This is a genomic window from Paraburkholderia panacisoli (genome assembly GCF_008369935.1).
In the GTDB taxonomy this organism is placed as follows: Bacteria; Pseudomonadota; Gammaproteobacteria; order Burkholderiales; family Burkholderiaceae; genus Paraburkholderia; species Paraburkholderia panacisoli.
Map to the genome: position 1 here is coordinate 50,566 of NZ_VTUZ01000030.1, position 14,342 is coordinate 64,907.

The following is a 14,342-nucleotide window of genomic DNA, read 5'->3' on the forward strand; positions in this document are numbered from 1 at the left end:
AAGACGGAGATATAGTGAAAAAAATCCTTGCTCAAGTTACCCTGGCGCTTGGTATGAGCGTACCGCTACTTGCCATGGCTGCACAGGACAAAGTCACCATCGGCTTTATCACTGACATGTCCGGCCTTTACGCAGACAAAGAGGGAAAGAATGGTGCGCTGACCGTTCAGATGGCGATCGACGACTTTGGCGGAAACGTTAACGGTATGCCTGTGGAACTGCTTACGGCAGATCATCAAAATAAGGCAGACATCGCCGCAACCAAAGCGCGTGAATGGATCGACACCCGCAATCTGACAATGCTACTGGGGGGGACCAATTCAGCAGCTGACCTCGCGATGTCCAGGATTGCGCGGGATAAAAAGCGGGTATTTATAACTAGCGGCGGGACCGTCTCAACGCTAACCAATGAGGAATGCAGCCCATATACCGTGCAGTACGATATAGACACTGTCGGCATGGCAAAGGGTATCGCTACCGCGGTCCTGGATCAGGGCAATAAGCGATGGTACTTTCTGACGGCCGACTATGCTTTCGGCAACTCACTCCAGAGTGACGCAAGCAAGGTCATCGCCAGCAAGGGTGGTACGGTGATTGGTTCGGTACGCCATCCGCTCAACGCCAGTGACTTCTCGTCATATCTGCTCCAGGCACAAGCTTCGAAAGCGCAGGTCCTCGCGCTGGCCGACGCCGGCGGTGATTTCATCAATGCCGCAAAAGCAGCTAAGGAATTCAGCATTGGAAAATCGATGAAGATTGTCGGCATGCTGGTTTTTAACGACGACATTCACAGCCTGGGATTGCAAAACACCGAAGGACTACTTCTTACTGCAACGTGGGACTGGAATCTCGATGAGAAAACACGTGCGTTCGGCAAGCGATTCTACGCAAAGACCGGCCGCATGCCCACGTCCGTGCAGGCTGCCGACTATTCAGCAACGACAACCTACTTAAAGGCAGTACAGGCCACAAAGTCGACTGACGCCGACGCAATCATGGCATATCTCAAGAAGACACCGATCGACGATTTTTATGCTCATGGAGTAATTCGCGTGGACGGTAGATTTGTACACGATATGTATCTTCTGCAAGTCAAGTCACCGGCTGAGTCGAAAGCTCCGTGGGACTACTTTCAGGTGATCTCCCGCCTGAAAGGCGAGGACATCGCGACGACAAAATCGGAAAGCAGGTGCGTGCTATGGCATTAGGCGCAGCAACCAGTCCAACCCGGATCCGACCAGTATGAACATCTCCTTGCCAGTTCTCGCCGGCCAACTGTTAATGGGAATCGTCAACGGTTCCTTTTACGCGGTCCTGAGCCTAGGCCTTGCGGTTATTTTCGGCCTGTTAGGCGTGGTCAATTTCGCTCACGGCGCGTTCTTCATGCTCGGCGCCGTGGTGACATACATTGGTATGTCGTGTTTTTCACTCGGTTACTGGGCAATGCTTGTAGTGACCCCACTCACGGTCGGAATACTCGCCATCGTCGTCGAGAGATTCCTGCTTCGTAGAATTTACAAGCTCGATCATATGTACGGCATGCTGCTTACGCTTGGTTTGGCTATGGTAGTCGAGGCAGGTTTTCAATCCGCCTATGGTTCTTCGGGCTTGCCTTACGATACACCTGCGCCGCTTGATGGGGCAGCCAACCTTGGATTCATGACTCTACCCGTCTATCGTGCCTGGGTGGTAGTAATCGCTCTCTCTGCGTGCGCCGCCACCTGGTTTCTGATCGAAAGAACCCGTCTGGGCGCCTATTTGCGTGCGGGCACTGAGAACCCCAGCCTAGTCGAAGCGTTCGGCGTCAATGTACCTCGAATGATCACGTTCACTTACGCGTTCGGAGCCGCACTGGCTGCCTTCGCCGGAGTCCTTGCTGCGCCGGTGATGCAGGTTTCGCCGCTAATGGGCCAGAACTATATTGTGGTTGTGTTCGCCATTGTCGTCATCGGCGGCATGGGTTCGATCATCGGAGCGGTTATTTCAGGTCTTGCATTGGGTTTAGCCGAGTCCGTAGCCAAAGTTGTCTATCCCGAGTCGTCCGCAACGATCGTCTTCGCCATCATGATCGCGGTGTTGTTGATTTGCCCCGCAGGTTTATTCGGCAAACAGAGTTGAGCGACACCATGAAAATTTATCCTTGTCTCACTCCGACTGGCTACGCCCTTTTTCTGCTCGGCCTCATCACCGCACCGGTTCTCGGCGTCTACCCGGTCTTCGTCATGAAATTTCTGTGCCTGGCGTTGTACGCCTCGGCGTTCAACCTCCTAATCGGCTACGCCGGCCTGTTGTCATTCGGTCATGCTGCTTTTCTCGGCGGGTCGGCTTACGTCGCTGGCTATGCGATGAAAACGTGGGGCGTGGAGCCTGAAATTGCGCTGCTTGGAGGCACAGCTTTCGGTGCATTGCTTGGTGCGATATTTGGTCTACTGGCCATCCGTCGCCAAGGTATTTATTTCGCTATGGTTACGCTTGCCCTTGCACAAATGGTGTTCTTCCTGGCGCTGCAAAGCAAAGCGACCGGTGGAGAAGACGGACTGCAGGGGGTCCCGCGCGGCAAGATCTTTGGGATGTTGGATTTAAGCAATGATGTCACGCTTTATTACGTCGTCTTAGTTATCGTCGTATTTGCATTCCTCTTTATCTCACGCCTGCTCGGTTCACCCTTTGGCCAGGTTCTAGGTTGTATACGGGAAAACAGTGCCCGCGCAACCTCCCTTGGTTATGACGTCGATCGTGTGAAGCTATTGGTGTACGTCATATCGGCCGCGCTCTCGGGCTTGGCCGGATCGCTCAAGGCTCTGGTGCTTGGCTTCGCAACACTAGCAGACGTTCATTGGAGTACTTCGGGGCAAGTCATCCTTATAACGCTTTTGGGCGGGATGGGCACTTTATCGGGTCCGTTGATGGGTGCGGCAATTGTTACGTTCCTCAATGATCGGCTTGAAGCAACGGGCGAATTCCTGAAAAACCTGACGTCCATCGCGTGGTTTGGCATGTTGGGCCAATACACCACCTTGATTTCCGGCTTCATTTTCGTCATATGTGTCCTCGCTTTCCGACGTGGCGTGATGGGCGAGCTTATTTCGTTGGCTAACCGTCGTCGGAGGACACATTGATAATTAATTTGGAGTGGTTAAAGGTGAACCATCCCGTCGTACTGGTCACCAGTGCCTTGACCGGAATTGGACGTGCTACCGCCCTGGTCTTCGCCCGCGACGGAGCGCGAGTCGTGATTTCCGGCCGCGATGAAGCTGCCGGCGCAAGCTTTGCGGCCGAGCTTCGTGATTGCGGTGCTGTAGCAGAGTTCGTGTATGCCGACGTTCGCTTGGAGGACGACATGCAAACGCTAGTCGATGCCGCCATCGACCGATTTGGACGACTCGATGTCGCTGTCAACAGTGCCGGGACTGAGGGACACACCGGATATGTAGTCGAACAGACCGCGCAAACCTACGCCAGTGTCTTCGATACCAATGTTCTCGGAACCATCCTCGCGATGAAGCACGAACTCCGTGTAATGCTGCCGCAAGGCAGCGGCAGCGTCATCAATATCTCATCGACGCTGGGCAGCCGCGGTGCTGTCGGAGCTTCCATGTATGCGGCAAGCAAACACGCGGTTGAAGGTCTGACCAAGGCGGCAGCGCTTGAGGCCGCGGCTCGCGGAGTGCGAGTTAACGCAATCGCACCTGGTCCGATCGAGACAGGATTGCTGGACCGGTTCGCTGGGAGCGCTGAGCGGAAGGAGGCGCTCATCGGGGGCATTCCGTTGCGGCGCGTTGGGTTACCTCAGGAAGTGGCAGACACCGCGCGCTTCCTGAGCTCTCCGGGAGCTGCTTTCATTGTTGGACAGATTATAGGCGTGGACGGCGGCAAGACAGCAATGTGAGGAAGGGACGACTATGCACACATTTTTGAACTATTACGACGGCCGCGACGTCGCGGCGCTGAGCGGCGGCGTCTTCGAGACCATCAATCCGACGACAGGACAACCTTGGGGCATTTTTGCGCTCTCAGCAGCGGCCGATGTCGACGCAGCGGCGCGCGCCGCTGATTTGGCATTCAACGGTGAATGGGGCCGCATCTCGCACACGCGACGCGGTCGGCTTCTGATGCAACTGGGCGATCGTATCTGGGAGAACGCGGAGAGGCTGGCGGCCTTGGACACTGCGCAAAACGGAAAAATCTACGTCGAAGTCGTCGCTCAGATCAAGGCGATGCGTGACTGGATGTACTACTACGGCGGCCTGGCGGACAAGATTGAAGGCGCCGTCATTCCTCTAGATCAGACAAGTGTCCTGAACTACACGTTGCGAGAAGCGCTAGGTGTGGTTGGCGTAATCGTACCGTGGAATTCCCCCATCTTTCTTACGGTAATGTCAATCGCACCCGCTCTGGCAGCGGGCAACACCGTGATCATCAAACCTTCAGAAGTCACTTCTGCCTCGGCGATCGAGTTGGCAAAGCTGGCGATCGAGGCTGGCCTGCCCAAGGGAGTTCTGAATGTTCTTACCGGCTTGCGCGAAGCTGGCGAAGCCCTAGTAGCCCATCCCGCAGTACAGAAGATCTGCTTTACCGGCAGCGATGCAGCGGGCCGCGCTATTGCTGCGCGCGCGGGCGAGAGACTTGTTTCCTGTACGCTGGAGCTGGGTGGCAAAAGCCCCAATATTTTTTTTGAAGACATCGATCTCGACCAGGCGGAAACAGGCGTACTGGCGGGGATCTTTGCCGCGACTGGTCAGACATGCATCGCCGGCAGCCGCGCGTATGTCCATACCTCGATCTACGAGGCCCTTGTTGAGCGCGTTGTTAAACGTGCACGCGCAATCCGGGTCGGCGATCCAATGGCCAGCCACACGCAGATGGGGCCGGTGTCCACTGAGGCACAGCTGCGAAAGGACGAGACGATGGTTCAACGCGCGATCGACGATGGCGCCGAACTATTGTGCGGTGGAGACCGGGTAACCGTTCCGGGTTGCGAGGGCGGCTTTTTCTATCAGCCGACCATTTTGCAAAACTCCGCGCCATCCAGCGAGCTGATGCAGCAGGAAGTGTTTGGCCCAGTATTGGCTATCACGCCCTTCTCGGACGAGGACGATATCGTCGCGATGGCTAATGGCACGATCTACGGCCTGGGTGCCGGCATCTGGACACGTGACATTAAACGCGCCCATCAGCTTGCGCGTCGCATCAAGGCGGGCACGGTATGGATCAATACCTACCGTGCCATGAACTATGCATCGCCCTTCGGCGGCATGAAGGCAAGCGGCATCGGTCGGCAGAACGGTATCGAGGCCATCAACCAGTATCTCCAGACAAAGAGTGTCTGGTGCGAACTTGGCGAGACAATAGCAGACCCGTTCATCATGAAGGTTTGAACTGCTCAGCTGCAGGTCCTGGCATTCTTAACCTGGAGACCCCTCTATGAAGACGTTGCAAGGCAAGACCGCGGTCATAACCGGCGCGGGGAGCGGTATCGGGCGGGCCATCGCGCTAACATTGGCGGAAGCGGGAACCCGGATCGTCGTGTCCGACATCGTTGCCGAGGCCGCCGCGGCGGTCGCCTCGGAGGTGCGCGAGCGAGGCGTTGAAGCCCTGTCAGTTGTAACCAATGTCGCCGACCATGCCTCGGTAGAAGCGTTGGCCGAAGCAGCCTACGACAAGTTTGGCGCGGTCGATATCCTGTGTAACAACGCTGGCGTGTCGTGGCGGCCCTTTCGCACGATACTCGAGGCCAACATGGCCGACTGGCAATTCCTGTTTGGAGTCAATCTTTGGGGCGTGATACACGGACTCGACGTATTCCTGCCGCGCATGCGGCAACAGTCCGGCGAGAAACACATCGTCAACACTGCCTCCATTTCCGCTCTGGTACCGCTGGCTGGACATTTGCCGTATAGCGCTTCGAAAGCCGCGGTGGCCTCGATCTCAGAAGCAGCCGCCGAGGAACTCGCCCCGGAAGGTTTTTGCGTAACGATTCTTTGCCCCGGTTTCGTCAAAACGAATATTACGCAAAACGGTGATGCGTTACGTCCAGCCGATGAACGATCCACTATGCGCACCTTCACTCCCTATGAGAACCCTCTTCTTAAAACGCTCGCAATGAACCCGATGGAACCGGACGATGTGGGCCGTATGGTACGGCAGGCCATTCTTGACGGCACGTTGTATGTCCACACGCAACCGCTCCCGCCCGCAATCGTCGAGCGTCGCATAACGACATTGTTCGGCGCAGCAACGCGGGGCATCGCGTAACTTTACCCCTTCGGATTTCTAGACTCACCCAAGGCAGCACCAATGACTACACCCATATATCCCAACACGCAGCTTCACATTGATGGCGTCTGGCAGGATGCCAGGGACGGCCGCACACTCGATGTCGTCAATCCAGCCACCGGCGTAGCGATCGCGACTGTTGCACACGCGGGAATTCCCGAACTCGATCGCGCACTCTCTGCGGCTCATCGTGCCTTCGGTGTCTGGCGCGACACACCCGCGTACGAACGCAGCGCGATCATGCGGCGAGCAGCTGCTCTCCTGCGCGAACGCTCTGAACGGATTGCTGCATGGCTTACCGAGGAGCAAGGCAAGCCGCTCGGCGAGGCGAAGACCGAAGTCTCGCTGGCCGCCGGCTTGATTGAATGGTTCGCCGAAGAAGGGTTTCGCGTGTACGGTCGCATCGTGCCGTCACGCAATCTGGAAGCGCAGCAACTGGTCGTCCGGGACCCGGTCGGCCCGGTTGCGGCGTTCACGCCATGGAACTTCCCAATTAATCAGGTCGTGCGCAAGATGGGGGCCGCATTGGCGACAGGGTGCTCAATTATCGTCAAGGCACCAGAGGAAACGCCCGCTGCGCCTGCGGAGCTGGTGCGAGCTTTTGTCGACGCCGGCATTCCTCCGGGCGTGATTGGCCTCGTCTACGGCAACCCAGCCGAAATCTCGAATTATCTGATCCCGCACCCTATCATCCGCAAAGTAACGTTTACCGGCTCAACTGCCGTGGGCAAAGAACTCGCGTCACTCGCTGGTCGGCACATGAAGCGTGTAACGATGGAGTTAGGAGGTCATGCCCCGTTCATCGTCGCTGAAGATGCGGACCTTGAGCGCGCTCTTGACGCCGCCCTCGCCGGAAAATTTCGTAATGCGGGCCAAGTCTGCATTTCGCCAACACGTTTTCTGGTGCAGCGCGACGTTGCCGCTGAGTTTGGCCGGGAGTTCGGCCGTCGCGCGAGCAAATTGCAGATCGGCGATGGCCTCGCCGACGGCACGCAGATCGGTGCGCTTGCTAATCCGCGTCGAATAGCAGCCATGGACGGATTCACCCGTGACGCCATTGAGTGCGGCGCGACACTTGTTGCCGGCGGGGAGCGCGTCGGAACGACCGGCAATTTCTGGAAGCCCACGGTGCTGGCTGACGTGCCACGAGAAGCCCGCGTTTTTAACGACGAACCATTTGGACCGATTGCGGCCATTCAACCGTTTGACACGCTGGAAGACGCGATCGTTGAAGCCAATCGTTTGCCCTACGGGCTCTCCGGTTACGCCTTCACTCAATCGCTGCGCAACACACGCCTGCTAACGCGTGGGGTCGAGGTCGGCATGCTTTGGATCAATCAAACCGCCGCCACGTGGCCTGAATTACCGTTCTCGGGCGTCAAGGATTCCGGGTACGGATCGGAAGGAGGCCCGGAGGCGATGGATGCCTATTTGAACTCGCGAACCGTGTCAGTGCTGCAAGTTTGAGGAAGCGCCAACACGTTACCAGTTTCGCCCTGGGCGTTGCCCGGCGCTCACTTGCCAATCAAGGAGACAGCATCATGGCAGGCCGTTTGGAAGGAAAACGCATCATCGTCACCGACAAGGACAAATACAGTGGCCAAGGAATCGTCGAACTGTTCAGAGAGGAAGGCGGCACCGTGTTCCCTACCGACCGTGCTTTCAAAAGCCAGGCCGACGCAAATGAGTTTGTTCGCGAAGTGGGTCATGTAGATATTCTGATCGCCAACCATGCAGTTGAATTCGAATTCATTCAGGCCGTCGACAATGACGAAAGGGAAATGGAGCGCATCTTTCAGGGTGTCTTCTATCCGCTCCACCGCATGGTGCGTGCCGTCTTGCCACAAATGCTCGAACGAAAGCGAGGCAAGATTGTAGTTACCGGAAGTGCATCTGCGCTTCGCGGCCGGGCCGGCGGCGTCGCCCTGTATGCCGCGGCCCGGGGAGCACAACTTGCCTATTTGCGCAATCTGGCGCTCGAAGTTGCACCTCATATCAACGTCAACGCCACCGCCCAAACTTACGTCGACAATCCGACGTATTTTCCTCCGGAATATCAGCAAACAGCCGACTTCCGTGAGCGCCTCGCCGAATGTCCCGCTGGGCGGCTCGCGAGCATGCGCGAATGTGCCCAGACCGTGCTGTTTCTTGCGGGGCCGGAAAGCGATTTCTTTTATGGTCAAACGATTCCTTTTGGGGGGGGCTGGACGGTATGAAGACCAGCGCGTTGACGTCCTCCCCGCCCTCAGCCTGCGGCTGCCGCGCTGGGCGCGGGAAGGACGGGGATTCCTTCTGCAAGACGGCGACGTCCCACCGTGAGAATGTTTTCTGCCGAGTTGATGTCGCGATGATGATACGCACCGCACTCGGGGCAGGGCCACTCCCTTATTCGCAAACCCTCCAGGCTCTTCGGGCCCGTGCGCCTTTTACAGCAGCTGCAGGCCTGGGTTGAATACGCTTCATCGACCTCATCGAACCACACGCCTGCGTCATCGCTCTTGTACTGCAGCATGGTTCGGAACGAACTCCAGCCCGCGTCGAGCACGGATTTCGCCATCCGTGTTCGCGCGAGTGGCGAAGCGTTCACGTTGCCGATGAAGATGGCGCCGTACTCCTCGACGAGCGCCGTGGAAAGCTTGTGCAACTGGTCTTTCCGTGAATTCTTTATTTTCGCGTGAATCGCACGCGCGCGCGCTTTCCCGTTGGCGCGTTGAGCCTTCGCGAGCTCCTGTTCGAGCTTGCGATAGTGTCGGTCGAGCGTAAAGAGGTAGCCGTCGCTCGTTGCCGCGAAGTCCTTCAAGCCCAGGTCGATGCCGACTGACTTCTCGACCTGCACGGTCGCAGGCCTGGGTGTCTTTTTTACGGTTCTTCGCGGAAAAGTGTGATGGAAAGTTGCCATTTTTCAGATTCGAGGCAGCATGCAAGTGAGGATCTTTAGGCGCAGATACTCCTCATCTCGCAGTCCGTACGCGCGTCGTTGGAAGACCCGAATCTTGTTGTTGAGTCCCTCAACGAAGCCGAGCGGCACCTTGTTTTCCGGTTTGCAATAGGAAGCAATCCCGTCCCAATGACGCTCGACCATCTCGGCAAACTTCTCGTAGGGCTTCAAACGCTGCCACTTCAGGCTGGCTTTCCAGTTCTCGAAGAAGCGACGTGCCCAGCCTTCGCGCTCGTAGTCCCACAACTGCCCGAACGACTCCTTGAGCAGGTACGCGATATTCAGACGTCGGTTCGCTGCGAGAAGCGTCTTCAACGCGTTCCTGCCTTCCATCGACAGGTTCTCGCGATGACTGAGCAGAACGTACTTCTGGCCTTTGATGTAGCGCCGCTGCTCGCCTTGCAGGCGAGCGTATTCACTCTTGCGCACTTCATCCAGGGCTTCGTTGAGCTGCTTTATGACGTGGAATTTGTCGTACAGGATGGCCGCATGCGGCACGCGTTCCTGCGCGACGTTGTAAAACGGCCGCCACATGTCCATCACGACAAGCCGGATGCCGCGGGCCTTTTTCTCGCCCAGCCAGTCATAGAACTGATGCATGCTGGCCTCCTTTCGATCGTCGCCACCGAACCAGATCGCACGGCCCCGTATCAGGTCGCTCACAACAATGCGGTACGTCTGTCCCTTGCCAATCGAAATCTCGTCGATGCCGATGACCTTCGGCCCGGGCGTGCCGAACCGCTCCAGTTGCGCCCGCATGTACTGCATCTCGAGTTCCTTGACCGTGTGCCAGTGCAATTGCAATTCGTCAGCAACATCTTTGACCGTGCTCTCGCGACAGCGACGACCGACGTACCACGCGAAGCGCTTCGTGTAGTGCGGATTATTCGCGAGAAAGCTCAGTCGTTCGCCTTTCACGCTGCCATCGCATCGACAGCGGACCCGACGAGCTTCGAGTTCCAGGTAAATCCGTACATCGCCATTCGGCAGATCTCGAACGCGACGCAGCCTGCGATCGTGAATCGAGCACAGTCGACCACATCCTTTGCAGGCCGTTTTTTTGAGCGCCGAACCAGTGTAACGACGCGTGCCATGCGATCACCGAAGACACCGCGCAGCGCTTCGCAAGGACGGAATCCGTCGAACCGGTATGCGTCGGACAGACGCTTGAGTTTGCGTGAAGTAGCCATCGCGAAATCATGCCAGATTTCGCGAGGCCATCAAGACGCGCAAATCCTTGCCCAGATTGGCTCTCAGACGTTTTCATCGTGAAAAACCATCACACTTTTCCGCGAAGACCCTTTTTTACTTTCACAGTGAAATTGATGTACCACCGGCCACGCGCGTCCTCACTGATGTTGCCCGCGCCAAGGTCATGGTTCGCAAGTCCGTAACTGTCCCATAGAGACAGCGCCGTGCCGGCGAAGAACACCTGGCCGTTGCGATACCGCATCGCACTCGCCTTGAACGGAATCCAGCCGAGCGAGCGGCGCGGCCCGCCTGACACACGCCAGCGCAATCTCGCCTTCTGCGCCCGCTTGCGGCGGGTTGCGCATCCCTCTGCAACTGCCCGAATGGTCTGCAAGTGCAGGTGCAGCCCGGCCTAGCCAGCGCCTCTGGTGAACGGGTGGAAATCGTAGCTCGACAGGAAACTCTGCTCGCGCTGCCACACCTTCATCGAAAGCACGTTACAGTAGGTCCACACGAAATTGACCTCGCACGCAAGCTCACGCAGCAGCTGCGCGTGCCTATCTTTAAGGCGGAAGCGGAGAGCGCGGGTTGAGGTCCATGTGCCAATACGGTTGTTGCTCCGTATAGGCACCCCTGCGAATCTCTTCGGAAAATCACGATATTCCTGCTGCGCTGTCGGCATCCGCCTTTCATCCCCGGCCTGAAGGCCGAGGTCTTCAGGCCGGGGATAAATCTGAACGCTTTGGATAGCGGTCGCCCGTACGCGTTCATCGGGAGGTCGGGCGAACGCCATGAACACACAGCGATGTCGCTTTGGCCGGATCATGCCTCACAGGCATGCGGTCGAACTTATTAAGTATTTTCCCGTTCGGCAATATTCGCCTAACCTTTATCTTAAACCTCTCGTTGGCGCCTTCGCCCATTTACCAGAAGTAATCAAGGAACACACTTATGACCGTCAAGACCACCAGCGAACAGAGCAAGTCAGTCGTGGATGCCTACTACCAAGCGGGCGTACAGGGCCGTCTGACTGATTTCGCCCCTTACCTGCATCCGGACTTTTCGACCACAGCGCCGAACTATCTGCCTTGGGGCGGCGTGCACGCGGGCGCTGCGTTCTTCCGCCATGAGGTACTTCCCAATTTGCCGGACGTCCTCGACTTTAGTAGGTTTAGCTATGATGTGCTCTTCGCTGAGCAAGAGGTGGCCTCACCCGTTCGGACAGTCTTCTGAGATTTTTAAGTGGAACGTCCGGGGCACTCATGCTGCCAATTTGATCGCAGGCAGCGTCGCGAAGTATGCCTCATCCGGCGTCTGATCGGACAGACTCGAATGGGGCCGTTTGTGGTTATAAAGGTTCAGGTAATCGCCAATAGAGCGGCGGGCATGGCTGACCGATTCATAGGCTTTCAGATACACCTCTTCATATTTCACGCTTCGCCACACGCGCTCGACGAACACGTTGTCTCGCCAGGCACCTTTGCCGTCCATGGACAAGCGGATGCCCCGGCTGAGCACAGCCTCGGTGAACGCTGTCGCGGTGAACTGGCTGCCCTGGTCGGTATTGACGATCTCAGGTTGCCCGTACTTCGCGAACGCTTCTTCCAACGCCTCGACAGCGTGCATCGCCTCCATCGTGATCGCTACGCGGTGGGCCAGTACCTTCCGGCTGGCCCAGTCCACCACGGCGGTCAGATACACGAAGCCGCGCGCCATCGGGATATAACTCGTATCCAGTGCCCAGGCCTGGTTTGCCCGATTGATCGTCATGCCCCGCAGCAGGTACGGCCAGATCTCGTGTTGCGCATTGCGTCGGCTCGTGTTCGACTTGCAGTACAGCGCCTCGATACCCATGCGCTTCATCAGCGTGCGCACGCGCCGACGGCCAATCTGGTGTCCTTCGCGACGAAGCAGTCGCGCCAGCATCCGCGCTCCGGCAAACGGAAACTCCATGTGCAGTTCGTCGATCCGGCGCATCAGCAACTGGTCCGCCTCGCTCACCGGTTGCGCCCGGTAATACACGCTCGATCTTGCGATACCAACGAGTCGCGCCTGCTGCGAGACCGGCAATGCGTGCGTACGATCGATCATCGTTTTGCGCTCAGCAATCCCGCTTTGTTGAGCGCGCCGCTTAAAAAATCGTTCTCCAGCGTGGGCTGGCCGATCTTTGCATGTAGCTCCTTCAAATCGACTTGCGGCTCGCTCGGCGCCGTACCGCCTGCGCCAAACACGTCGGCGGCACGTTCCTGCAACTGCCGCTTCCATTCGGTGATCTGGTTCGGGTGCACATCGAACTGCTGCGCTAATTCGGCTAGCGTCCGCTCACCCTTGACCGCCGCCATCGCCACTTTCGCTTTGAACGCCGCTGAGTGCGTCCGTCGGGTTCTCTTCGTCATCTTCCTGGTTCCTTTGTCGGCATTATCGCCGGCTCAGGCCCCGAGCATTCCACTTATCCGACTGTCCGAATTTGCGCGGCCACCTCTATTTCTCTTGGCCCAGTCAATCCATACACTCTCCTCCATGTCTAAATTCGACAGTGGCCTCGCCGTCTCCGCCGGCGACGTCAACGGCCATACTGCTGAAGTCATCTTCTCTAGAGATACCGGCTGTCTGTCCGCCAACAACAGCGCGGCGGCAGAGTAAACGGAACACATGATGAACTCCCCTGCTACACCCGCCTCACTGACCTCACTGTACTGGCTAGCGCTCGGCACATTTGCAGTTGGTACCGAAAGCTTCATGGTTGCTGGCCTGCTGCCCAATATCGCCGCAGACCTGCATACAAGCATTGTCACCACGGGCCAACTGGTGACCGTCTTCGCTTTGGCCTACGCGCTCAGTTCGCCAATTCTGACAGCCCTCACTGGAACCTTTCGTCGGCACACGCTGATGATCCTGTCGCTCTCGACGTTCGCCCTTGCAAACGTCGTTGCCTGGGCGGCCCAGAACTATTGGGAATTGATGGCGGCCCGCATCCTGCTCGCGGCCGCAGCCGGCCTGTATGTTCCCGGCGCCAACGCACTGGCCGGCGCCATCGCTGGTCCCAAACGGCGCGGAACGGCGCTCGCGATCGTCAACGGCGGCCTGACGATCGCAGTTGCCCTAGGCGTACCGCTGGGGGCGCTAGTTGGTGACCGTCTCGGCTGGCGCATGACATTCGGCGGCGTCGCCGTCCTGTCCGCCGCCGCCGTCGCAGGTCTGCTGTTCGGCCTTCCACGCGCAATCGGCGCCGGATTGCCTACCGCCGCACTGCGCGAACGCATCCGTGTCGCACGCCAACCGGTCATCCTGATGACCTTGCTCGTCACCACGCTTTGGGCCATGGGCGCCTATACCATCTATACGTACCTGGCGCTGTTTGTTGCCAAAACCACGCCGTTGCATGGCGCACAAATCGGCTACGTGCTGTTCACGTGGGGCGTTGCGGCCGGCATCGGTGTGTTCATCGGCGGCAAAGCAGTGGACCGCGCTGGCCCGCGCCGCGTAATACTCCCCTGCTTGACGGTGTCGATTCTGGCTTTTTCGCTCATGTCCGCGAGCGCGCGCTGGTTGCCGACGACACTGGCGCTCGTTCCTGTCCTGCTTGCCGTGGTTGCCTGGGGCATTGCGCATTGGTCCTTCTACCCGGCGCAGCAAGCAGGTTTGATCAATCTCGCCGGGTTGAGCGGAACGCCGATCGCCCTGTCAATGAATGCTTCCTTTATGTATCTCGGCTTTCCACTCGGCGCTGCACTCGGGTCCCTCACTTTGAGCTTCGCCTCTGTAGATGATCTGGGATGGACTGCCGCCGCCTGCGAAGTGGCGGCGCTACTTCTGACGGTCGGCGTTGACTGGCACCTGATACGCACACAGGGTGCGATTCCAAACGTCTTGTAAAGGGGCCGGCTGCGGCGCATCGGCAAAGCACAGCTCACCGGTCTTTCACACGTCGTCTTGT

At 57.9% G+C, this 14,342-nt stretch carries 13 protein-coding genes and 1 pseudogene; 10 read left to right on the forward strand and 4 right to left on the reverse strand.

Annotated features, from left to right (window positions below):
- Positions 1-53 precede the first annotated feature (53 nt).
- From FVF58_RS33585 to FVF58_RS33620, 8 genes are all read left to right on the forward strand, one after another.
- Positions 54-1,208 (forward strand): ABC transporter substrate-binding protein, encoded by a 1,155-nt coding sequence (locus FVF58_RS33585; RefSeq protein ID WP_149674098.1) that lies wholly within the window; start codon positions 54-56, stop codon positions 1,206-1,208.
- A 34-nt stretch (positions 1,209-1,242) separates the two neighbouring features.
- Positions 1,243-2,118: a branched-chain amino acid ABC transporter permease gene (locus FVF58_RS33590; RefSeq protein ID WP_149674052.1), complete on the forward strand. Its 876-nt coding sequence runs from the start codon at positions 1,243-1,245 to the stop codon at positions 2,116-2,118.
- Between the two features lie 8 nt (positions 2,119-2,126).
- The gene (locus FVF58_RS33595) at positions 2,127-3,119 is read left to right on the forward strand and encodes a branched-chain amino acid ABC transporter permease (RefSeq protein WP_149674053.1); all 993 of its coding nucleotides are present in this window, start codon (positions 2,127-2,129) and stop codon (positions 3,117-3,119) included.
- Positions 3,120-3,142: 23 nt separating this feature from the next.
- Positions 3,143-3,889 (forward strand): SDR family NAD(P)-dependent oxidoreductase, encoded by a 747-nt coding sequence (locus FVF58_RS33600; protein WP_149674054.1) that lies wholly within the window; start codon positions 3,143-3,145, stop codon positions 3,887-3,889.
- Between the two features lie 13 nt (positions 3,890-3,902).
- Positions 3,903-5,378, forward strand: coding sequence for an aldehyde dehydrogenase (locus FVF58_RS33605; protein WP_149674055.1), 1,476 nt, complete (start codon positions 3,903-3,905; stop codon positions 5,376-5,378).
- 46 nt (positions 5,379-5,424) lie between these two features.
- Positions 5,425-6,255, forward strand: coding sequence for an SDR family NAD(P)-dependent oxidoreductase (locus FVF58_RS33610; protein WP_149674056.1), 831 nt, complete (start codon positions 5,425-5,427; stop codon positions 6,253-6,255).
- A 42-nt stretch (positions 6,256-6,297) separates the two neighbouring features.
- On the forward strand, positions 6,298-7,743 hold the full coding sequence (locus FVF58_RS33615) for an NAD-dependent succinate-semialdehyde dehydrogenase (protein WP_149674057.1): 1,446 nt from the start codon (positions 6,298-6,300) through the stop codon (positions 7,741-7,743).
- 74 nt (positions 7,744-7,817) lie between these two features.
- A complete protein-coding gene (locus tag FVF58_RS33620; protein WP_149674058.1) occupies positions 7,818-8,492 on the forward strand; it encodes an SDR family NAD(P)-dependent oxidoreductase in 675 nt (224 codons plus the stop codon).
- A gap of 29 nt (positions 8,493-8,521) precedes the next feature.
- On the opposite strand, the gene FVF58_RS33625 is transcribed toward FVF58_RS33620, so the two are convergent.
- The 3 genes and pseudogenes from FVF58_RS33625 to FVF58_RS51680 all read right to left on the reverse strand — a co-directional run bounded on the left by FVF58_RS33625 (position 8,522) and on the right by FVF58_RS51680 (position 10,667).
- On the reverse strand, positions 8,522-9,175 hold the full coding sequence (locus FVF58_RS33625) for an RNA-guided endonuclease InsQ/TnpB family protein (RefSeq protein ID WP_281291314.1): 654 nt from the start codon (positions 9,173-9,175) through the stop codon (positions 8,522-8,524).
- A 3-nt stretch (positions 9,176-9,178) separates the two neighbouring features.
- Positions 9,179-10,264, reverse strand: a pseudogene (locus FVF58_RS33630) (ISL3 family transposase); the annotation flags it as partial.
- 229 nt (positions 10,265-10,493) lie between these two features.
- Positions 10,494-10,667, reverse strand: a complete 174-nt coding sequence (locus tag FVF58_RS51680) for a hypothetical protein (RefSeq protein ID WP_188130997.1) — start codon at positions 10,665-10,667, stop codon at positions 10,494-10,496.
- Between the two features lie 689 nt (positions 10,668-11,356).
- Here FVF58_RS51680 and FVF58_RS33635 point away from each other — a divergent pair.
- On the forward strand, positions 11,357-11,638 hold the full coding sequence (locus FVF58_RS33635) for a hypothetical protein (RefSeq protein ID WP_149674060.1): 282 nt from the start codon (positions 11,357-11,359) through the stop codon (positions 11,636-11,638).
- Between the two features lie 27 nt (positions 11,639-11,665).
- Here FVF58_RS33635 and FVF58_RS33640 read toward each other — a convergent pair.
- A protein-coding gene (locus tag FVF58_RS33640; protein WP_149674061.1) for an IS3 family transposase occupies positions 11,666-12,801 on the reverse strand; the annotation gives its coding sequence in 2 pieces (ribosomal slippage) (positions 11,666-12,537 and positions 12,537-12,801; 1,137 coding nt in all).
- Positions 12,802-13,060: 259 nt separating this feature from the next.
- Here FVF58_RS33640 and FVF58_RS33645 point away from each other — a divergent pair.
- On the forward strand, positions 13,061-14,281 hold the full coding sequence (locus FVF58_RS33645; RefSeq protein WP_149674062.1) for an MFS transporter: 1,221 nt from the start codon (positions 13,061-13,063) through the stop codon (positions 14,279-14,281).
- Positions 14,282-14,342: the final 61 nt, after the last annotated feature.

Bases quoted from the DNA above. Each gene is read 5' to 3' on its own strand.
- FVF58_RS33645 (WP_149674062.1), top strand. From the start codon at position 13,061: ATGAACTCCCCTGCTACACCCGCCTCACTGACCTCACTGTACTGGCTA.
- FVF58_RS33615 (WP_149674057.1), top strand. From the start codon at position 6,298: ATGACTACACCCATATATCCCAACACGCAGCTTCACATTGATGGCGTC.
- FVF58_RS33635 (WP_149674060.1), top strand. From the start codon at position 11,357: ATGACCGTCAAGACCACCAGCGAACAGAGCAAGTCAGTCGTGGATGCC.
- FVF58_RS33625 (WP_281291314.1), bottom strand. From the start codon at position 9,175: ATGGCAACTTTCCATCACACTTTTCCGCGAAGAACCGTAAAAAAGACA.
- FVF58_RS33585 (WP_149674098.1), top strand. From the start codon at position 54: ATGAGCGTACCGCTACTTGCCATGGCTGCACAGGACAAAGTCACCATC.
- FVF58_RS51680 (WP_188130997.1), bottom strand. From the start codon at position 10,667: ATGCGGTATCGCAACGGCCAGGTGTTCTTCGCCGGCACGGCGCTGTCT.
- FVF58_RS33590 (WP_149674052.1), top strand. From the start codon at position 1,243: ATGAACATCTCCTTGCCAGTTCTCGCCGGCCAACTGTTAATGGGAATC.
- FVF58_RS33595 (WP_149674053.1), top strand. From the start codon at position 2,127: ATGAAAATTTATCCTTGTCTCACTCCGACTGGCTACGCCCTTTTTCTG.
- FVF58_RS33620 (WP_149674058.1), top strand. From the start codon at position 7,818: ATGGCAGGCCGTTTGGAAGGAAAACGCATCATCGTCACCGACAAGGAC.
- FVF58_RS33605 (WP_149674055.1), top strand. From the start codon at position 3,903: ATGCACACATTTTTGAACTATTACGACGGCCGCGACGTCGCGGCGCTG.
- FVF58_RS33610 (WP_149674056.1), top strand. From the start codon at position 5,425: ATGAAGACGTTGCAAGGCAAGACCGCGGTCATAACCGGCGCGGGGAGC.